Origin of the sequence: Pseudomonas sp. BC42, from assembly GCF_021560055.1 — a bacterium.
Taxonomy (GTDB): Bacteria; Pseudomonadota; Gammaproteobacteria; order Pseudomonadales; family Pseudomonadaceae; genus Aquipseudomonas.
This window is the reverse complement of record NZ_CP091067.1, coordinates 6,545,252-6,564,732: the sequence shown is the minus strand read 5'-3', so window position 1 is coordinate 6,564,732 and position 19,481 is coordinate 6,545,252. Positions and strand designations below refer to the sequence as shown.

The 19,481-nt window shown below is 64.1% G+C and carries 16 protein-coding genes; 9 read left to right on the top strand and 7 right to left on the bottom strand.

Annotated elements, in window-relative coordinates; genetic code table 11:
* The 3 genes from tcyL to L1O02_RS29650 all read right to left on the bottom strand — a co-directional run bounded on the left by tcyL (position 1) and on the right by L1O02_RS29650 (position 3,094).
* Positions 1–666 carry a cystine ABC transporter permease gene (tcyL, locus tag L1O02_RS29660; RefSeq protein ID WP_060837016.1) on the bottom strand — a complete coding sequence of 222 codons (666 nt, stop codon included), beginning with the start codon at positions 664–666 and terminating at the stop codon, positions 1–3.
* On the bottom strand, positions 666–1,463 hold the full coding sequence (tcyJ, locus tag L1O02_RS29655; RefSeq protein ID WP_060837017.1) for a cystine ABC transporter substrate-binding protein: 798 nt from the start codon (positions 1,461–1,463) through the stop codon (positions 666–668). The genes tcyL and tcyJ overlap by 1 nt, the downstream gene beginning before the upstream one ends.
* A gap of 635 nt (positions 1,464–2,098) precedes the next feature.
* A complete protein-coding gene (locus L1O02_RS29650; protein WP_108545830.1) occupies positions 2,099–3,094 on the bottom strand; it encodes a D-cysteine desulfhydrase in 996 nt (331 codons plus the stop codon).
* Between the two features lie 189 nt (positions 3,095–3,283).
* Here L1O02_RS29650 and epsC point away from each other — a divergent pair, with 189 nt between their 5' ends.
* Entirely contained in the window at positions 3,284–4,210 is a 927-nt protein-coding gene (epsC, locus tag L1O02_RS29645; protein WP_041115170.1) for a serine O-acetyltransferase EpsC, read from the top strand.
* A 498-nt stretch (positions 4,211–4,708) separates the two neighbouring features.
* Positions 4,709–6,670 (top strand): choline transporter BetT, encoded by a 1,962-nt coding sequence (gene betT, locus L1O02_RS29640; protein WP_162492852.1) that lies wholly within the window; start codon positions 4,709–4,711, stop codon positions 6,668–6,670.
* Positions 6,671–6,679: 9 nt separating this feature from the next.
* On the opposite strand, the gene L1O02_RS29635 is transcribed toward betT, so the two are convergent.
* Entirely contained in the window at positions 6,680–6,937 is a 258-nt protein-coding gene (locus tag L1O02_RS29635) for a hypothetical protein (protein WP_060837020.1), read from the bottom strand.
* A 261-nt stretch (positions 6,938–7,198) separates the two neighbouring features.
* Here L1O02_RS29635 and L1O02_RS29630 point away from each other — a divergent pair, with 261 nt between their 5' ends.
* Both L1O02_RS29630 and L1O02_RS29625 read left to right on the top strand, forming a co-directional pair.
* The gene (locus L1O02_RS29630) at positions 7,199–7,381 is read left to right on the top strand and encodes a type II toxin-antitoxin system HicA family toxin (protein ID WP_060837021.1); all 183 of its coding nucleotides are present in this window, start codon (positions 7,199–7,201) and stop codon (positions 7,379–7,381) included.
* A 29-nt stretch (positions 7,382–7,410) separates the two neighbouring features.
* Positions 7,411–7,812: a type II toxin-antitoxin system HicB family antitoxin gene (locus L1O02_RS29625; protein ID WP_060841863.1), complete on the top strand. Its 402-nt coding sequence runs from the start codon at positions 7,411–7,413 to the stop codon at positions 7,810–7,812.
* A 2-nt stretch (positions 7,813–7,814) separates the two neighbouring features.
* Here L1O02_RS29625 and L1O02_RS29620 read toward each other — a convergent pair whose 3' ends face one another.
* Positions 7,815–8,861 (bottom strand): LacI family DNA-binding transcriptional regulator, encoded by a 1,047-nt coding sequence (locus L1O02_RS29620; RefSeq protein WP_060837022.1) that lies wholly within the window; start codon positions 8,859–8,861, stop codon positions 7,815–7,817.
* A 205-nt stretch (positions 8,862–9,066) separates the two neighbouring features.
* Here L1O02_RS29620 and L1O02_RS29615 point away from each other — a divergent pair, with 205 nt between their 5' ends.
* From L1O02_RS29615 to mgrA, 3 genes are all read left to right on the top strand, one after another.
* Complete coding sequence (locus L1O02_RS29615) at positions 9,067–11,325, top strand: TonB-dependent receptor (RefSeq protein WP_235759242.1); 2,259 nt, start codon at positions 9,067–9,069, stop codon at positions 11,323–11,325.
* 103 nt (positions 11,326–11,428) lie between these two features.
* Positions 11,429–12,757: an LLM class flavin-dependent oxidoreductase gene (locus L1O02_RS29610; protein WP_235759240.1), complete on the top strand. Its 1,329-nt coding sequence runs from the start codon at positions 11,429–11,431 to the stop codon at positions 12,755–12,757.
* A gap of 102 nt (positions 12,758–12,859) precedes the next feature.
* Entirely contained in the window at positions 12,860–13,897 is a 1,038-nt protein-coding gene (mgrA, locus tag L1O02_RS29605; protein WP_060837025.1) for an L-glyceraldehyde 3-phosphate reductase, read from the top strand.
* Positions 13,898–13,987: 90 nt separating this feature from the next.
* Here the strand turns inward: mgrA and L1O02_RS29600 are convergent, their stop codons facing one another.
* Positions 13,988–15,187, bottom strand: a complete 1,200-nt coding sequence (locus L1O02_RS29600; RefSeq protein WP_235759238.1) for an HlyD family secretion protein — start codon at positions 15,185–15,187, stop codon at positions 13,988–13,990.
* A 76-nt stretch (positions 15,188–15,263) separates the two neighbouring features.
* On the opposite strand from L1O02_RS29600, the gene L1O02_RS29595 reads away from it, so the two are divergent.
* Positions 15,264–16,859, top strand: a complete 1,596-nt coding sequence (locus L1O02_RS29595; protein ID WP_235759236.1) for a DHA2 family efflux MFS transporter permease subunit — start codon at positions 15,264–15,266, stop codon at positions 16,857–16,859.
* 157 nt (positions 16,860–17,016) lie between these two features.
* Complete coding sequence (lpdA, locus tag L1O02_RS29590) at positions 17,017–18,471, top strand: dihydrolipoyl dehydrogenase (protein ID WP_060837028.1); 1,455 nt, start codon at positions 17,017–17,019, stop codon at positions 18,469–18,471.
* Between the two features lie 60 nt (positions 18,472–18,531).
* Here the strand turns inward: lpdA and tauD are convergent, their stop codons facing one another.
* On the bottom strand, positions 18,532–19,371 hold the full coding sequence (gene tauD, locus L1O02_RS29585) for a taurine dioxygenase (protein WP_235759234.1): 840 nt from the start codon (positions 19,369–19,371) through the stop codon (positions 18,532–18,534).
* Positions 19,372–19,481: the final 110 nt, after the last annotated feature.

Below are 19,481 nucleotides of genomic sequence, written 5' to 3'. Positions count from 1 at the left end.
TCAGGACTCCTGGTCGTGCCGATTGACCCGCTGCTCCAGGCGGTTCTGCAGGTGCGCGAGCACGCTGGCCAGAACCCAGTAGATCAGCGCGGCGGCAAGATACATGGTGAAGATTTCGAAGGTACGGGCGGTGATCAGCTGCGCCTGGCGGAACAGTTCCGGCACCTGGATGGTGGCAGCCAGGGCGGTGTCCTTGACCAGGGAAATGAAGCTGTTGCCCAGCGGCGGCAGGGCCGTGCGCATGGCTTGCGGCAGGATCGCCCGGCGCAGGGTCTGGGCCCGGGTCATGCCGATGCTGGCGGCGGCTTCCCATTGACCGCGCTCGATGGAACCGATGGCGGCCCGGAGGATTTCACAGGCGTAGGCCGCCATGTTCAGGGAGAAGCCGATCAGCGCGGCGGGCAACGGGTCCAGTTCCAGCCCCAGTTGCGGCAGGCCGTAATAGATCACGAACAGCTGCACCAGCAGCGGCGTGCCGCGAAAGAACGACACGTAGACCCGGGCAATCCAGCTCACCAGGGTCAGGCGCGACAGGCGCATCAAGGCCAGGCCAAAGCCCAGCAGCAGCCCGAAGAACATGCCGCCGAGGCTGAGGATGACCGTGTAATACGCGCCCTTGAGGAGAAATGGCGCTGAATCCAGCGCCAGTTGCAGGCCTGCTTCCATTATTGGGTGACGTCAGCGTTGAAGTATTTTTCCGAGAGCTTTTTCAGCGTGCCGTCGGCCCGCAGTTCCTCGATCGCCTTGTTCACCGCGGCCAGCAGTTCGGGTTCGCCCTTGCGCAGGGCCACACCGGCTTCCTGGCGGGAGAAGGGTTCGCCGGAAACCACCAGGGTGTCCTTGGTTTTCTTGATCAGCTCGAAGGCCGCCAGGCGGTCCACCAGAATGGCGTCGATACGGCCTACGCGCAGGTCCTGGTACTTGGTCGGATCATCGTCGTAGGTCTTGATGATGGCGTTGGGGACGTTGTCCTTGAGCCATTGCTCGTAGTTGGTGCCCAGGCCCACGCCGACCTTGTGGCCACCCAGGTCGGCGGCCGTCTTGAACTTGCCTTCATCCTTTTTCTGGGTCAGGGCCTGGATCCCGGAGACGGTGTAGGGGGTGGAGAAGTCGTACTTTTTCTTGCGCTCCTCGGAGATGGTCACCTGGTTGATCACCGCGTCCAGGCGCTTGGATTCCAGGGCCGCGAGAATGCCGTCCCACTTGGTCGGCTGCAGCTTGACCTTGACCCCGAGCTTGTTCGCCAGGGCTTCGGAGAATTCCACTTCGAAGCCGGCCAGCTTGCCGTTTTCATCGACGAAGCTGAACGGTGGGTAGGTGCCTTCCAGGCCGACGTTGATCACGCCTGCATCCTTGATCTTCTGCAGTTGCTCGCCGGCAACCGCTTGCCCCATCAGTCCGGCACCGAGGGCCAGGCCCAGTGTGCCAATCAGCAGATTGCGACGCAGTACGGAAAGATTCATGACAAGCCCCTGTGATTTTCTTATGCACGATGCGGGTGGGAGATGCAGGCCAATCGGTGAGCCGAGAGTGACGCCTTATCCTGCCTTAATGCAGCGTATGCGTCTTTTGGCAAATCGGCCTGCGGCGCGACTATAAGGTGACTTTTATAGGTTTAAAAATAATATAAATTCATCTTGTTATTCTTTTTGGTTTGGTTGTCCGCGAGCAGTCTCCTTCCTCGTAGGAGCTGGCTTGCCAGCGAAGGCGCCGTCGAGGGCGGCGCAAGGCTTACGGGCCTCTTCGCCGGCAAGCCGGCTCCTACGCACAACTTCACGGCATTCACCCCGCAGGTGCTGGCTTGCCAGCGAAGGCGCCGTCGAGGGCGGCGCAAGGCTTAAGGGCCTCTTCGCCGGCAAGCCGGCTCCTACACAAAACTTCACGGCATTCACCCCGCAGGTGCTGGCTTGCCAGCGAAGGCGCCGTCAAGGGCGGTGCAAGGCTTGCGGGCCTCTTCGCCGGCAAGCCGGCTCTTACGCACAACTTCACGGCATTCATCCAGCAGGTGCTGGCTTGCCAGCGAAGGCGCCGTCGAGGTCGGCGCAAGGCTTGCGGGCCTCTTCGCCGGCAAGCTGGCTCCTACACAAAACTTCACCTTCTACGCGAAGGCGCCGGGGTAGGCGAACAGCGCCGGGGCGCCACCGGTGTGCAGGAAGATGATCGGGCCCTCGTTGAAACGCTGGCGACCGACGCCGTCCAGCAGGCCTGCCATGGCTTTACCGGTGTACACCGGGTCCAGCAACAGGCCTTCCTGGCTGGCCAGCAACTTGACCGCGGCCAGGGTGCCGGCATTGGGTTCGCCGTAACGGGGGGCGAAGTATTCGTCCCACAGTTGCACGTTGAACGCCGCCGGCAGATTCACCCCCAGCAGCTCGGCGGTGCGTTCGGCCAGGCCCTGGACCTTGGGCCGCTGATCCTCGTCGCTGCGCGAGACGGTCACGCCGATCACCGGCAACTGCGGCAGCACTTCGCTCAAGGCCAGGGCCAGGCCACTGTGGGTACCGGCGCTGCCGGAGGCCAGGACCACCGCGGCGAAGTCCAGGCCGCTGTCTTCGATCTGCTGCGCCAGCTCCAGGCCGGCGCGCACGTAACCCAGGGCGCCCAGGGCGTTGGAGCCGCCAATGGGCACCAGGTAGGGTTTCTTGCCGTTGCTGCGCAGGCGCGCGGCCAGGGCTTGCAATTGTTCGTCGGCCTGGTCGAGGTTTTCCACCAACTCGACCTTGGCGTCGAACAGCTCCAGCAGCAGGCGGTTGCCGTTGCCCAGGTAGCTGGGGTCTTCGGTGCCGATGGGGTTTTCCAGCAGGGCCACGCAACCCAGCCCCAGCTTGGCGGCCAGGGCCGCGGTCTGGCGCACATGGTTGGACTGGATGGCCCCGGCGGTGATCAGGGTATCGGCGCCCTGGGCCAGGGCATCGGCGGCCAGGTATTCGAGCTTGCGCAGCTTGTTGCCGCCCATGGCCAGGGGCGTGGTGTCGTCGCGCTTGACGTAGATATCGCGCCCGATCCAGGCCGACAGGCGTTCGAGTTTTTCCAGGGCGGTGGTGTGCCCGAGCAGGTCGAGACGGGGAAAGCGGGCAAGCTGTTGTTTGATCATGAGGCCGCACGGAACAGGGAAGGTGCAAGGACTATAGGCAGCGTTATTTGCCCGGGCAACCGCCAATCGCTTATGCGAAAAAGTGCTGTAAACCGAACAATTAGTTCTTAAACCTCGCCCTGGCGGGGCGTAAAGTGATCGCCGTTTGCGCGGCCCGATTGTCCGGCCGCCCGAGTAAGGAGTCTTATCGTGAGCGAGCGTTCCAGCCATTGGCAATTGCAGACCATCGTTGGCCAACTGCGCGATGCCCGTGATCAGTGGCGTACCCGCAACGGTCGGGTCAGCGGCGAGCAGGGCGGGCGTGAACTGCCGTCGCGAGCGGCCATGGCGGAGATCCTCGAGGCCCTGTGCGGCGCCCTGTTCCCCATGCGACTGGGGCCGGTGGACCTGCGCGAAGAGAGTGAGGACTTTTACGTCGGCCACACCCTGGACGCGGCGCTCAATGCGTTGCTGGCCCAGGCGCGCCTGGAGCTGCGTTACGTGGCCCGGCAGAACGGCGAGGCGGACGCCGAAGTCAACGCCCGGGCGATTCGCCTGATCCAGGATTTCGCCCTGGCCCTGCCGGGCCTGCGGGTGTTGCTGGACACCGACGTGCTGGCCGCCTACCACGGTGACCCGGCGGCCCGCAGCGTCGATGAAGTGCTGCTGTGCTACCCGGGCATCCTGGCGGTGATTCACCACCGCCTGGCGCACCATCTGTACCGTGCCGGCCTGCCGTTGCTGGCGCGGATCAGCTCGGAAATCGCCCACTCGGCCACCGGCATCGACATTCACCCCGGGGCGCAGATCGGCCGCAGCTTCTTCATCGACCACGGCACGGGTGTGGTGATCGGCGAGACTGCGATCATCGGTGAGCGGGTGCGCATCTACCAGGCGGTGACCCTGGGGGCCAAGCGCTTCCCGGCGGACGAAGACGGCCAGTTGCAGAAGGGCCACCCGCGCCACCCGATCGTCGAGGACGACGTGGTGATCTACGCCGGCGCGACCATTCTCGGGCGCATCACCATCGGCAAGGGTTCGACCATTGGCGGCAACGTCTGGCTGACCCGCAGCGTGCCGGCCGGTTGCAACCTGACCCAGGCCAACCTGCAGCACGACGACGGCTCGCAAAAGTAGGACTGGCCTTCTGTAGCCGCTGCCGCAGGCTGCGCTAGGCACCGCAGGGGCCTCGGCGGTGGTGCGATCGCCGGTGAGCCTGCGGCTCGTTCGCAGCCTGCGGCAGCGGCTACAGAGGCGTTCATGCCTCCCGCCGCACCGGCTTCTTGTAGCCGCTGCCGAGCCTGCGAGGCTGGGAAAAGGTCCGCAGGACCTTGCTTGACGATCAACCGCCACACACAGCTGGCAGCGTTTTTTCTGCTGAACGATTCCGTTCGCCATCCGTCATACCCTTCCCTGAGCTAGCGTACTGAACAGTACCGCTGAGCCCTGCGATTAGTCCTCGACCGCCTATCCATGTTTAACTTGAACGCTCGTTCAAGTTAAACCGGTGGTTCGCTGCCCGCTCACAACAGGAGGCTTGCCTTTGCTGAGTCCGTACATTTCAGCCGTGTTTCATCCCTTCGAGGTGCACCGTTCATGAGTGCGCCATCCAGCTCCGCGAATACTCTGATTCGCATGAACCCTCCGGTGTTCTACTTCGCCGCGAGCTTTATCCTGATCTTCGGCGTGGTGGTGATTTCCATGCCGGAACAGGCCGGCGCCTGGCTCCTGGCGGCGCAAAACTGGGCGGCCAATACGGTCGGCTGGTACTACATGCTGGCGATGACCCTGTACCTGGTCTTCGTGGTGGTCACCGCCTTGTCCGGCTACGGCAAGATCAAGCTCGGTGCCGACCACGACGAACCCGAGTTCAGTTACCTGTCCTGGGCCGGCATGCTGTTCGCCGCCGGGATCAGCATCACCCTGTTCTTCTTCTGCGTTTCCGAACCCCTGACCCACATGCTGCAACCGCCCCAGGGCGAGGCCGGCACCGCCGAGGCGGCGCGCCAGGGCATGCAGTTGCTGTTCCTGCACTGGGGCCTGCACGGCTGGGGGGTGTTCGCCTTCGTCGGCATGGCCCTGGCCTACTTCGCCTACCGGCATAACCTGCCGCTGGCCCTGCGTTCGGCGCTGTACCCGCTGATCGGCAAGCGCATCAACGGCCCCATCGGCTATGCGGTGGACGGCTTCGGCATCATCGCCACGGTGTTCGGCCTGGGCGCCGACATGGGCTTTGGCGTGCTGCACCTGAACTCCGGCCTCGACTACCTGTTCGGCATCGCTCACACCCAGTGGATTCAGGTTGGCCTGATCACCCTGATGATGGGCGCGGCGATCATTGTCGCGGTGTCGGGAGTCGACAAGGGCGTGCGGGTGATGTCCGACATCAACATGCTGCTGGCGGTGGCGCTGCTGCTGTTCGTGCTGTTCGCCGGTCCGACCCAGCACCTGCTCAACACCCTGATCCAGAACCTCGGGGACTATTTGGGCGCGTTGCCGACCAAGAGTTTCGACGTCTACGCCTACAACAAGCCCAGCGACTGGCTGGGCGGCTGGACGGTGTTCTACTGGGCCTGGTGGATTGCCTGGTCGCCGTTCGTGGGGCTGTTCATTGCGCGGATCTCCCGCGGCCGGACCATTCGCGAATTCGTCTTCGGCGTGCTGCTGATTCCCCTGGGCTTCACCCTGGCGTGGATGTCGATCTTCGGTAACAGCGCCATCGACCAGGTGCTCAACCACGGCATGAGCGCCCTGGGCCTGTCGGCCATCGACAACCCGTCGATGACCCTCTACCTGCTGCTGGAAACCTACCCCTGGAGCAAGACCGTGATCGCGGTCACGGTGTTCATCAGCTTCGTGTTCTTCGTCACCTCGGCGGACTCCGGCACCGTGGTGCTCTCGACCCTGTCGGCCAAGGGCGGCAACGCCGACGAGGACGGGCCGAAATGGCTGCGGGTGTTCTGGGGCGCGATGACCGCGCTGGTCACCAGCGCGCTGTTGTTCGCTGGCAGCATCGACTCGCTGAAGTCGGCGGTGGTGCTGACCTCGCTGCCGTTCTCGCTGATCCTGCTGCTGATGATGTGGGGGCTGCACAAGGCGTTCTACCTGGAGTCGCAGCGGCGCATTGCCCAACTGCACTCCCTGGCCCCGGTGGCGCCTTCGCGGCGCGGCAAGGGTGGCTGGCGCCAGCGCCTGAGCCAGGCGGTGCACTTCCCGTCCCGGGATGAGGTGTATCGCTTCCTCGACCAGACGGTGCGCCCGGCCATCGAAGAGGTGACCGCGGTGTTCGCCGAGAAGGGCCTGAACGTGGTGACCCAGCCCGACCCGGCCAACGACAGCGTGAGCCTGGAAATCGGTCATGGCGACCAGCACCCGTTCATCTACCAGGTGCAGATGCGCGGCTACTTCACCCCGTCCTTCGCCCGTGGCGGCATGGGCCCCAAAGAGCTGCGCAACCGCCGCTACTACCGGGCCGAGGTGCATCTGGCCGAGGGCAGTCAGGATTACGATCTGATGGGCTACAGCAAGGAGCAGATCATCAACGACATCCTCGACCAGTACGAACGCCACATGCAGTTCCTGCATCTGGTGCGCTGAGCCAGGCGCTCAGGCCCTGGTGAACAGCAGGTAGAGCACCAGGGCCAGCACCGGCACGGCAAACACCAGGCTGCCGACCATCAGTTCCGACCTCAGGGGCTGATGGGCGGTAACCATCCCCACCGCGCCGTTGATCACCGTCAACGCCAGCCACAACCCGGTAAATCCAAAGCCCAATATCGATCGGGAAAAGCCCAGCCGCTCGCCGATGAACAGCAGCAGCGCCAGCAGAATCAGGCCGAAGGTGATGATGATGGTGGTGTGCATGGAAAGCGTCTCCTGCAGGAGCGGTCGGACGATGTCGCGCTGGCCGGCACGGGGTGTTTGTCGACCTGTCCATGGAGCATAGGCGGCAAACCAGACCATCTGATGCAAGGAGACGGGGTTCTTGGTCGGCCAGCCGTCTCCCGTGCTCATGAGCAGGCATTGGGCTATCAGCGTATTGATTAACCAAGTGTGTATAGTGTGTATCGCTGCGTGCTGGATTGGATAAGGTGCCTGATGGTTCGGTATCCACAGGGCAGGGTTATGCGCAGTCGGGAGATGATCGGCAAGATTGAGGCGGATGGTTGGTACCTGATTGCCGTGAAGGGCAGTCACCATCAGTACAAGCATCCCTGGAAACCAGGGCGCGTCACTTTCAAGCATCCGGATGCGGAACTGCCCAGGGGCACGCTCAACAGCATCTTGAAACAGGCGGGCTTGAAATGAGCCCGTTACTGCATGAGGAGTCCAACGACATGAAATTCCCGGTGGTTCTGCACAAGGATGCCGACTCTGAATACGGGGTGATCGTTCCGGATGTGCCGGGCTGTTACTCCGCTGGTCACACGGTGTCCCTGGCGTTCGAGAACGTGAAGGAGGCGTTGTCCCTGCATTACGCAGGGCTGGTGGCCGATGGCGAGCCTCTGCCGCAGGTGCACGAGATCGATGAGCACCTGGACAACCCCGACTACGCCGGGGGTGTATGGGGCGTGGTGGAGTTCGACGTGACGCCGTATTTCGGCAAGTCGGTGCGCTTCAATGCCACCCTGCCGGAACACCTGCTGGAGCGCATCGATCAGACGGTCAAGCGTGACCAGCGCTACAACTCGCGTTCCGGGTTCCTGGCCGCCGCGGCGCTGCGCGAACTGTCGGCCTGAGGCTAGGTGCTTTCGCGCTCGATCACTCGGCATTGCAGCAGGTTCAGGCGCTGCACCGGCGTGCGGGTCGGCAGCACCCCAAGGCTTTCCAGGACCCGGGTCGCGGCCAGTACGCCGATCTCCAGCGCCGGTGGCTGGATAGTGCTCAGGCTCGGCAGCAGCATCTGGGCAAAGGGGTAGTCGCCAAAGCCCAGCACTGCGCAGTCCTCTGGAATCTTCAGCCCGGCGCGTTGCCCCGCCAGCAGGCCGCCGGCGGCCAGGTTGTCGTTGGCGAAGATGATGGCGTCGGGGCGCGGTGAGGCGCTCATCAGGGCCTCCATGGCCTGCTTGCCGGCTTCGAAGGGAGGACGGTCGGGATCCGGGGCAAACACCCGGGGTGGCAACTCCAGCTCTTTCAGGGTGGCGAGATAGCCATCGCGGCGCTCCAGCGCGCTGTAGTCGCCGGGGGCGCTGTTCTGCACGAAGGCGATGCGCCGGTAGCCCTTGGCGTGCAGGTGGCGAACCGCGCTGACCCCCACTTGAAAGTGGCTGAAGCCGATCTGCATGGGCTGGCGCTGGGGCTGGTAATCCCAGGTTTCGATCAGCGGGATCTCGGCTTCGGCGAGCATCTTTTCCGTGCCCGGGCTGTGGAAGTGGCTGGTCAGCACCAGGGCTGCCGGTGACCAGCCGAGAAAGGCCCGTACCGCGCTCTCTTCCTGTTTCTCGTCGAAGTAGCTGGAGGCCAGCAGCAGCTGATAGCCGTGGCGGCTGAGGGTGTCGCTGAAGCCCTGGATGGTCTGGGCGAAGATCGGTCCGGAAATGTTCGGGATGACCATGGCGACGATTCTGCCCCGGGCCGAGGCCAAGCCGCCGGCCACCAGATTGGGCACGTAGCCGAGTTCGGCCACCACGGCGGCGATGCGTTCCCGACGTTCGGCGGAGACGCTCTCGGGCTGGTTGAAGTAGCGCGACACGGTGATCGCCGAGACCCCGGCCTGGCGCGCTACGGTGTTCAGGGTCACGCGGCCGGCGCCGCGGCGCTTGCGGCCAGGTGCTGGGTCAGTGGTCATGAGCGCGCTCCTTGGACTGAACCAAAAGGCATATAAAAGTAATTTTTCAGTATTGGACGCTCTATGCGGAGCGTGTCGATACTGGCGATGTTAGCGCTAACAAAGCGTCATGTCTGCTACTCGCTCGAGCGAATGCCCAAGACAGATTTCAGGCGCTGCCGGCGCAGATCGGCAGCGGTTCGGGGCATTTTTCAGCAGGTGCAGCATGCAGATATTTCATGGGGAGCAACACCGACTCGCGCATTCGATCCGTGGCACCACGGCCTCGCGCCCGCATCTGGGCTGGCTGTTGGCGGGCCTGGCGGCATTGCCGTTGCCAGCGGCCCTGGCCAGTGAAAGCGCGGCCACGGCGCAGGATCAGGAGCCGACCCTGAAGTCGGTGACGGTCACCGCCACCCGCCGCGAAGAGTCGCTGCAGAAGGTCCCGGTGGCGGTGTCGGTGGTGGATGGCGAGCAGTTGGAGCGCGACAACCGCAACGGCGTGGCGAGCATCGTGCAGCAGGTGCCGTCGCTGAACTTCCGCACCGGGGCCTCGAACAAGGACACCTCACTGTTCATCCGCGGCGTGGGCACCATTTCCACTTCGCCGGGGGTGGAGCCGACGGTCGCGACGGTGATCGACGGTGTGGTCTACGGGCGTCCCGGCCAGGCCACCCTGGACCTGCTGGACCTGGAGCGCATCGAGGTGCTGCGCGGGCCCCAGGGCACGCTGTTCGGCAAGAACGCTTCGGCCGGGGTGCTGAATATCGTGACCAAGGCGCCTTCCGCCGAGACCCACGGCTACATCGACCAGTCCTATTACAGCGGCAATGAAAGTCGTACCCGCTTCGGCATTGGCGGCAGTCTGGTTCCCGATGTCCTCAAGGGGTCTGTCACCACCTTGTTCGGCAGTTACGACGGCAATGTGGACAACCGCCACAACGGCCAGGAGGTCAACGGCTACAACCGCAAGGGCGTGCGCGGCAAGCTGGAATTCACCCCCAGCGCCGACCTCAAGTTCACCCTGGCGGCGGACTACATGCAGTCCCATGACGACGCGCCCAATGGCGTGGTCAGCAAGGCCCTGACCCCGGCCTTCGCCAATGCCCTGGGCCCGGTCCGGGCCAGCAGCGACAACCGCGATATCAACACCGATACCCGCACCCATGTGCAGGACATCAACAAGGGCCTGTCCGGCCAGCTGGACTGGAACCTCGGCGACTACACCCTGACCTCGATCACCGCCTGGCGCGGCTGGAACAACACCCAGTACCAGGATGGCGACCGTCTTGGCGCGGTCAGCGCGGCGTTTCCCGGGACCGCCGACAAGGGCGACCTGGACTACAACCAGTATTCGCAGGAGCTGCGCCTGGCCTCGCCCAAGGGGCAGTTCCTGGATTACGTCGGCGGCCTGTTCTACCTGCATGGCAAGGACGAGGAAACCTACCAGCGCACCCTGACCACCACCACCGGCGTCAATCGCGGGATTGCCGACTACAGCACCACCAACGACAGCTACGCGGTCTTCGGCGAAAGCACCTTGAATTTCACCGAGGACTTTCGCGCTATCGCCGGTTTGCGCTGGACCCATGACGACCTGAAATACGACCACCGTCGGGTGTCGACCTCGGCCACCACGGTCAGCGGGATCCAGCCGGGCACCCGCAGCTCGGGTTCGGTGGACGAGGACGGCTGGTCCGGTCGCCTGGGCCTGCAATACGACCTCAGCGACAGCGTCACCAGCTACCTGACCTATTCCCGCGGCTACAAGGGCCCGGCCTACAACGTGTTCTTCAACATGCAGCCGCGGGACACCAATGCGCTCAAGCCCGAGACGTCCAACACCTGGGAGGCGGGGATCAAGGCCAGCAGCTGGAACAATCGCCTGACCACCAACCTGGCGGTGTTCCACAGCGAGTACGACAACTACCAGGCCAACTTCTTCGACACCGTGGCCGGGCAGGTGGTGACCCGCCTGATCAACGCCGGCCGCGTCAGCAGTGAAGGCGTCGAGCTGGACTACGCCCTGCAGGCCACTCAGCAATTGAAGTTCTCCGGGGCCCTGGCCTACACCCGGGCGCGCATCGATGCGTTCGCCTGCCCGGCGGGCGCCGCCGCTTCCTGCAACGTCAACGGCAAGCCATTGCCCTTCAGCCCGGATTGGAAAAGCTACGTGCGGGCCGACTACAGCATTCCCCTGGATAACGGCCTGGATCTTGAGTTGGGCACCGACTACAGCTGGCAAAGCCAAGTGCAGTACGACATCAGCCAAAACCCCGACACCCGGCAGGGCGCCTACGGCATCTGGAACGCCAGCATCGCCCTGGCCGACTACAACGACGGCTGGCGCGTGGCATTGCTCGGCAAGAACCTGGCCGACAAGTCCTATTCGCCGTTGCTGGCCAGTGGCGGCAACTACATCTATCGCGCGGTGCCCCGGGACGACGAACGTTATTTCGGCGTGCAGTTGCGCAAGGACTTCTGACCCTTTGCAGGCGCCGGCTTGCCCCAGGCCTTGCGGGCGCTTGCGCTGGCAAGCCAGCTGCTGCGGAGGGTGTTTTTTTTGCAGTGTGAAACAGGAGTTGCCCATGTCTCGTTCCACTCGCCAGCTCAAGCTCGGCGCCTTTCTCATGGCCACCGGTCACCACGTTGCCGCCTGGCGTCATCCGCAGGTCCCGGCCCAGGCAGGACTGGACTTTGCGGTCTATAAAGAACTGGCGCAGATCGCCGAGGCCGCGCGCTTCGACGCGCTGTTCGTCGCCGACAGCCTGGCAGCGCCGACCGGCACCATCGCCAGCCGCATGGCCCGTTCCGATTACTTCGAACCCTTGACCTTGCTGTCTGCCCTGGCGGCCGTGACCGAGCGGATAGGGCTTATTGCCACTACCACTACGAGCTATAACGTACCGTACCACGTAGCACGTAAATTCGCTTCGCTGGACCATCTTTCAGGGGGCCGGGCGGGGTGGAACCTGGTGACGTCGGACAATGCCGCCGAAGCGCAGAATTTCGGGCGGGATGAACATTTCGGGCATGCCGAACGGTATCGCAGGGCCCGGGAATTCCATCAGGTGGTGACCGGGTTGTGGGACAGTTGGGAGGACGACGCCTTTGTCCGGAACAAGGCCAGTGGCGAGTATTACGACCCGAACAAGCAGCATTTACTGGATCATTGCGGCGAATTCTTCCAGGTCAAAGGGCCCTTGAATGTGCCGCGCCCACCCCAGGGTTACCCGGTGATCGTGCAGGCCGGCTCCTCGGAAAGTGGCCGCGACCTGGCGGCGCAGACGGCCGAGGTGGTGTTCACCGCGCAACCGTCCCGGGCCGCCGCACAAGCCTTTTATGCGGACCTGAAAGGGCGTCTCAAGCAGTACGATCGTAGTACGGAATCGCTGAAAATCATGCCCGGAGTGTTCGTGGTGGTGGGCGACAGCGAAAGCCAGGCCCGGGAGAAGTTCGAATCGTTCCAGGCACTGGTGGAACCCGAAGTGGGGGTGGCCCTGCTCGGACGGATGCTGGGCAATTTCGATTTGTCCGGTTATCCGCTGGATGGACCTTTGCCGCAGTTGCCCCTGACCGAGAGCGGTCAGCAAAGCCGCCAGCAGTTGCTCACCGAACTGGCCGGCAAGGACAACCTGACCCTGGCTCAGCTGGGGCGCAAGATTGCCGGCGGGCGTGGGCACTACAGCCTGATCGGTACGCCCGCGCAGATTGCCGACGAACTGCAGGCCTGGTTCGAGGAGGGCGCGGCCGATGGCTTCAATGTGCTGGTGCCCCATCTGCCGGGCGGCCTGCGGGATTTTGCGGTGGGGGTGATTCCGGAACTGCAGCGGCGCGGGCTGTTCAGAACAGAATACGAGGGCCGCACGCTGCGCGAGAACCTGGGGCTGGAGCGGCCGCAGAATCAGTTTGTGTAACCACCGCCTGCTGCAGGCGCTGGCTCGCCCGCAAGCTAGCGCCTACGGGGCGCAATGATCGACGTTAGTTGTTTTGCAAAGACCTGACCCAGAGAGGATTCGATGACTTATATCGCTGCCGAAAATCGCTACGACTCCATCCCTTATCGCCGTGTCGGCCGCAGTGGCCTGGTGCTGCCGGCGCTGTCCCTGGGGCTTTGGCACAACTTCGGTGACAGCACGCCGATCGACACCCAGCGTGCCCTGTTGCGCACGGCCTTCGACCTGGGGATCAACCACTTCGACCTGGCCAACAACTATGGCCCGCCCTATGGCAGCGCCGAGATCAATTTCGGTCGTCTGTTGCGGGAGGACTTCAAGGCCTATCGCGATGAGCTGATCATCTCCAGCAAGGCCGGCTGGGACATGTGGCCCGGGCCTTACGGCCAGGGCGGCGGTTCGCGCAAATATGTGCTGGCCAGCCTCGACCAGAGCCTGCAGCGCCTGGGCCTGGACTATGTGGATATCTTTTATTCCCACCGCTTCGATCCGGATACGCCGCTGGAGGAAACCGCCAGCGCCCTGGCCAGCGCGGTGCAGCAGGGCAAGGCCTTGTACATCGGCATTTCCTCCTATTCCGGGGCCAAGACCCGGGAAATCGCCGCGTTGCTCAAGGAGTGGAAAGTGCCGCTGCTGATCCATCAGCCGGCTTACAACATGCTCAATCGTTGGGTGGAGAAGGACCTGCTGGAGACCACCGATGAGCTGGGCGTGGGGGTGATCGCCTTTACTCCCCTGGCCCAGGGGCTGCTCACCGATAAATACCTCAATGGCATTCCCGAGGATGCGCGGGTCAATCGTCCGGGTGGAGGCTCGCTGCAGGCTTCGCACCTGTCCGAGGCCAATCTGGCCCATGTGCGGGCCCTCAACGAGATCGCCAGGAACCGCGGCCAGAGCCTGGCGCAACTGGCCCTGGCCTGGACCTTGCGCGATCCGCGGGTGACTTCGGCCTTGATCGGTGCCAGTCGTCCCGAGCAGATCGTCGAGAACGTCGGGGCCTTGCAGAACCTGAGTTTCAGTGTGGAGGAGCTGGCGCAAATCGATCATTTCGCCAAGGAGGGGCGGATCAACCTGTGGGAAAAACCGTCGCTGGCGGAGTAACGTCGCCAAGTCCCGCGCCCCCGGCAGAGTGATTTGCCGGGGGCTTTTTTTACCGGGCAGGGCAGGAGCGGCGAGTTTTTTGGCGGGCGCTCATTGCACCGTTGCGGACGCGTTGCTGCTCACCTTGAGCGTGGTCCGGGTGCTGGCCACGGCGCCTTCCCCCGGGTTGTCCAGATCGACTTTTGCCGTGACCGACAGGCCCGGCCGCAGGCGTTCGAGGCCGGATTGATCGGCATTGAAGCGGATGCGTACCGGAACCCGCTGCACGATCTTGGTGAAGTTGCCGGTGCCCGGCTCGAAGGGCAGCAGGGCGAAGGTCGAACCCGAACCCGGTGCCAGGCTTTCCACGGTGCCGACGAGGCTCACCCCCGGCAGGGCATCGATCTTGATCCGGGTCGACTGGCCGGGGGACATGTGCTGGGTCTGGGTTTCCTTGAAATGGGCCAGTACATAGAGGTCGTGCAGCGGCACCAGGGTCAGCAGGCGCGAGCCAGGTTGCACGTAATCACCCACCTGGACCTGCCGATTGCCGACGGTGCCGTCCATTGGCGCATGGACGGTGGTGTGGCGCAGGTCCTGCTGCGCCAGTTCGAGTCGGGCCTGGGCGCTCACCACCCTGGCCTTGGCCATCTGCAGCTGTGCTTGCAGGCGTTCGCGTTGGGCTGTGGTCACCGCCAGGTCGTTTTCCGCCACTTGCAGCATGGCCTGGGCGTAGGCGTGGCCTTGTTCGGCGGAGATGGCCTGGGTGCTGTATTTCTCCACTTCGTTGCGCGCCACGGCTCCGGTGGTGACCAGGGTGTCGAAACGGTTGCGCTCGGCGTCGGCGCGTTTGGACTCGGCCTGGGTGGTGCGGATCGACGTGCGGGCTGCGAGGACGCGGGTGTCGGCCAGGCGCTGTTCGGCTTGTTGAATCTTCAGCGCCGCCTCGGCCAGGGCCACCTGGGCCTGATTGTCGGCCAGGTCGCCGGCGGCCAGGGTCACCCGGCTGTCGAATTCCTCGCTGTTGATGCGTACCAAGGGCTGGCCGGCGGTGACGTTTTGGTGGTCCTTGACCAGCACCTCGGTGATCAGGCCGTGGACTCGCGGCGCGACGGAGGTCGCATCGGCGGCAATGTAGGCGTCGTCGGTGGTTTCGGTCGAAGGCGCCATCAGTACCCAGGCCACCCCGACCGCCACCAGTGTCAGGGCGATAGCGCCGGCGATCACGGGGCGCTTGGAGCGCTTGCGCGGCTTTTCCATCTCGTGTGCGGCTTGCAGGATGGCGTTCTGAGTCTGGTTGCTCTGCTCCATGTTGAAGCTCCACGCTGTTTTGAATTACGATCATAATATTCACATGATGGTCGCAATACTACAGGGAGCACCGAACGTGACGACAAGCGCATCCGAGCTCCCTGATGTGGGCGCCCAGCCTGGTCAACAGTCCGCCCGCCGCAAGCTTCTGGTGTTCACCATCATGGCCTTTGGCATGTTCATGGCGCTGATCGATATCCAGATCGTGGCGGCTTCCCTCAATGATGTGCAGGCCGGCCTCAGTGCCGGTCCCGATGAGGTCAGCTGGGTGCAGACCGCCTATCTGATCGCCGAACTGATCATGATTCCTTTCTCGGCCTTCCTCGCCCAGGCGATCTCCACCCGCTGGCTGTTCGCTGCCGGTGCGGCATTTTTTACCCTGTTCAGCGTCGGTTGCGGGATGGCCTGGAACATCGAGTCGATGATCGTGCTGCGAGCGCTGCAAGGCTTCGCCGGAGGCGCCATGGTGCCCACGGTGTTTGCCGTGGGTTTTGTGCTGTTCGAAGGCAGGCAGCGGGCGATGGTCCCGGCCATTCTCGGGATGACCGCGGTTCTGGCGCCGACACTGGGTCCGACGGTGGGCGGCCTGGTGACCTTCTACCTGGACTGGCGCTGGATCTTCTTCATCAACGTGTTGCCGGGGCTGTTGGTGTGCATGGGCGCTGCGCTGCTGATCGATGTGGATCGGCCCGACCTGTCCATGCTGCGGCGCATCGACTGGCTGCACTTTGCGGCCATGGCGCTGGCGCTGGGGTGTTTCGAGTATGTGCTGGAGGAGGGGCCGCGCAAGGACTGGTTCAGTGATAGCGCGATTGTCATCGCCGCCTGGGTTTGCCTGGTGTCCTTTGGACTGTTCATCGAGCGCTCGCTGTATTCGAACAACCCGATTGTGTCGCTGCGGCCCTTTCGCGACCGGACCTTTTCCATTGCCTGCCTGCTGAACCTGGTGATCGGTTTCGGACTGTATTCCTCGACTTATCTGGTTCCGGTGTTTCTCGGGCGAGTGCGCGGTTTCGACAGCCTGGAAATCGGCACCACGGTGTTTGTGGTGGGGATCGGGCAACTGGTGAGCACGATCATCGCGGCTCGGGCTTCGGAGAGAGTCGATCGGCGCTTGATCATCTCGGTGGGCTTTGTGGGCCTGGCCCTGAGCCTGTGGCTGACCTCCCGGGTCACCGCCAACTGGGGGTTCGACGAACTGCTGGTTCCCCAAGTGGCCCGCGGCCTGTTCCTGATGCTGTGCATCGTACCCAGCGTCAACATGGCCTTGAGTTCATTCCAGGGCGTCGAGCTGCGCCAGGCCTCGGGGTTGTTCAACCTGATGCGCAACCTGGGTGGCGCGATCGGCATTGCAACGGTCAACACCTGGCTGCAGGACGATGCCCGCACCCAGGTGCTGCGCTTGTCCGAATCCTTGGGCGCCAAGGCTGTCGCTGCGCAGGAGCTGATGGGGCAACTGGCCTTGAGGATCGCCGCCGAGACTCCGGATTCCGGCCATGCCTATCTGATGGCCCAGGGCATGCTTGGCCGGCTGGTGGCACGTGAAGCCCTGACCCTGGCGTTTGGCGATGTGTTCCGGCTGATGGCGCTGCTGTTCGTGGTGGCGCTGCTGCTGGTGCCGTGGTGCAAGGCGGCCCCGGCGCTGACCTCGCCGGTGGCGAAGGAAAAGTGATTGCCCGTGCCGGGCCCCTACAGGGTCCAGGCGCCGGACTGGGCGTTGCGCCGGTGGCTTTCGGGAGGTTGGTCGGGCACGGCCACCTGAAAATTCTCAAGGACAACGGGACCATGGGAGCCGTGGTCGATGTTGTCACTACAAAGGAAGGCAACCTATGAGTGAGCAATACGATGTGATCGTGATTGGCGCGGGTCCCGGCGGCTATGTCGCGGCGATCCGGGCGGCGCAGCTGGGACTGAAGACGGTCTGCATCGAGCGCTACAAGGGCAAGGACGGCAAGACCGCCCTGGGGGGCACCTGCCTCAATGTGGGCTGCATTCCTTCCAAGGCACTGCTGGACAGCTCCCATCACTACGACGAAGCGCGCAACGGCTTTGCCGTGCATGGCATCGGCATCAGCAACCCGCAGATCGATGTGCCGGCCATGCTGGCGCGCAAGGACAGCGTGGTGCGCAATTTCAACGGTGGCATCGCCTCGCTGTTCAAGGCCAATGGCGTGGCCTTGCTGGAAGGTCACGGCAAGCTGCTGGCCAACAAGCAAGTGGAAGTCACCGCGGCCGATGGCAGCACCCGGCGCATCAGCGCCACCAGCATCATCCTCGCCCCCGGCTCCCGGCCCATCGATATTGCCGCAGCGCCGCTGACCGACCAGGTGATCGTCGACTCCACCGGAGCCTTGGAATTCACCCGCGTGCCCCAGCGCCTCGGTGTGATTGGCGCCGGCGTCATCGGCCTGGAACTGGGCTCGGTCTGGGCTCGCCTGGGGGCTGAAGTGACGGTGCTCGAAGCCCTCGACAGCTTCCTGCCGGCAGTGGACGTGCAGATCGCCAGGGAGGCGCAGAAGATCCTCGGCAAGCAAGGCCTGGATATCCGCCTGGGGGCCCGGGTGACGGCCTCCGAGGTGCAGGGCGACAGGGTCAAGGTCCGTTTCAGCGAAGGCGGCGAGGACCAGCAGCAGACCTTCGATCGCCTGATCGTCGCCGTGGGGCGTCGGCCCCTGACCACCGATCTGCTGGCCGCCGACAGCGGGGTGCAGTTGGACGAGCGTGGCTTTATTCATGTCGATGGCCAGTGCCTGACCAGCGTGCCTGGGGTGTTCGCCATTGGCGACGTGGTCCGCGGCCCGATGCTGGCGCACAAGGCGTCGGAGGAGGGGGTGATGGTGGCCGAGAGCCTCGCCGGGCATCGGCATCCGCTCAATTACGAGCTGATCCCGTCAGTGATCTACACCCACCCGGAAATCGCCTGGGTCGGCCAGACCGAGCAGGCCCTCAAGGCCCGGGGCATCGAGCTGAACATCGGCACCTTCCCCTTCTCCGCCAGCAGCCGGGCCATGGCGGCCAACGACACCGCCGGGCTGGTCAAGGTGATTGCCGATGCCGCCACCGACCGGGTGCTGGGGGTGCATGTGATAGGGCCGGGCGCTGCGGAACTGGTCCAGCAAGGCGCAATCGGCATGGAATTCGGCACCAGCGCCGAAGACCTGGGGATGATGGTGTTCTCCCACCCGACCCTGTCCGAAGCCCTGCATGAAGCCGCGCTGGCGGTGAATGGCCAGGCGATTCACATCGGCAATCGCAAGAAGAAAGCTCCCGCCAGCGTCAAATAGCCTGCTGTGCCCGGCTTCGCTCATCCGGCGCGGCCGGGGCCTGTTGCATCTCCCCGCGTCTCAGCGAAAAAACGGCACATCCCCAAGAATGGTCGCGCGCTGCATGACTCGACGCTGTGGGCGGTAGTCGTCCACGGCGTAGTGCTGGGTCACGCGGTTGTCCCAGAAGGCCACGTCGTTTTCCTGCCAGCGCCAGCGAATGGTGAATTCCGGGCGGGTGGCGTGGGCGAACAGCAGCTTGAGGATGGCCTCGCTTTCGCTCTCGGACAGTTCGTTGATCTTGGTGGTGAAGCCGTCGTTGACGAACAGCGACTTGCGCCCGCTCACCGGGTGGGTGCGGATCACCGGGTGCGACAGCGGCGGGTTCTTGCGTCGGGTTTCCTCCCAGCGCGCCAGGTCCTCGGGGGTGTTGCCGAAGCGCTCCAGGGGGAAGGACTTGATGAATTCGTGGGTCGCGGTCAGGCCCTGCAGCAGGTTCTTCATGGGCTCGGACAGCGCCTCGTAGGCGGCGATGCCGCTGGCCCACAGGGTGTCGCCGCCGAACGCCGGCAACAGCTTGGCGCTGAGCACCGCGCCCAGGGCCGGGGTCGGCAGGAAGGTCACGTCGGTGTGCCAGATGGCGTTGTCGCGCACGTCGGTTTCGGCGGTGTCGAGAATCAGCACTTCCGGCTGCTCCGGCACATTGGGGTAGATCGGGTGGATGTGCAGGTCACCGAAGCGGGCGGCGAAACGCGCCTGTTGCTGTGGGGTGATTGGCTGGTCGCGGAAGAACAGTACCTGATGCTTGAGCAGCGCCTGCTCGATGGCGTCGCGCTGTTCGACGCTGAGCGGCTGGCTGATGTCGATGCCGCTGATCTGGGCGCCGAGGGCAGAGCTTAAAGGGGTGATGGTCAGGCTCATGGTGGTTCTCTTGTACGGCGCCGAACGCTCGGCGTGGTCGGATTCGGTTTATCGGCATCAAACTAAAAAAACGGGTGCGCTGGCGGTGTCGTGACCCTGTAGCCGCTGTC

Coding starts and splice junctions, on each gene's coding strand:
- tcyL (WP_060837016.1), bottom strand. CDS start 666: ATGGAAGCAGGCCTGCAACTGGCGCTGGATTCAGCGCCATTTCTCCTC.
- tcyJ (WP_060837017.1), bottom strand. CDS start 1,463: ATGAATCTTTCCGTACTGCGTCGCAATCTGCTGATTGGCACACTGGGC.
- L1O02_RS29650 (WP_108545830.1), bottom strand. CDS start 3,094: ATGATCAAACAACAGCTTGCCCGCTTTCCCCGTCTCGACCTGCTCGGG.
- betT (WP_162492852.1), top strand. CDS start 4,709: ATGAACCCTCCGGTGTTCTACTTCGCCGCGAGCTTTATCCTGATCTTC.
- L1O02_RS29635 (WP_060837020.1), bottom strand. CDS start 6,937: ATGCACACCACCATCATCATCACCTTCGGCCTGATTCTGCTGGCGCTG.
- L1O02_RS29630 (WP_060837021.1), top strand. CDS start 7,199: ATGCGCAGTCGGGAGATGATCGGCAAGATTGAGGCGGATGGTTGGTAC.
- L1O02_RS29625 (WP_060841863.1), top strand. CDS start 7,411: ATGAAATTCCCGGTGGTTCTGCACAAGGATGCCGACTCTGAATACGGG.
- L1O02_RS29620 (WP_060837022.1), bottom strand. CDS start 8,861: ATGACCACTGACCCAGCACCTGGCCGCAAGCGCCGCGGCGCCGGCCGC.
- L1O02_RS29615 (WP_235759242.1), top strand. CDS start 9,067: ATGCAGATATTTCATGGGGAGCAACACCGACTCGCGCATTCGATCCGT.
- L1O02_RS29610 (WP_235759240.1), top strand. CDS start 11,429: ATGTCTCGTTCCACTCGCCAGCTCAAGCTCGGCGCCTTTCTCATGGCC.
- mgrA (WP_060837025.1), top strand. CDS start 12,860: ATGACTTATATCGCTGCCGAAAATCGCTACGACTCCATCCCTTATCGC.
- L1O02_RS29600 (WP_235759238.1), bottom strand. CDS start 15,187: ATGGAGCAGAGCAACCAGACTCAGAACGCCATCCTGCAAGCCGCACAC.
- lpdA (WP_060837028.1), top strand. CDS start 17,017: ATGAGTGAGCAATACGATGTGATCGTGATTGGCGCGGGTCCCGGCGGC.
- tauD (WP_235759234.1), bottom strand. CDS start 19,371: ATGAGCCTGACCATCACCCCTTTAAGCTCTGCCCTCGGCGCCCAGATC.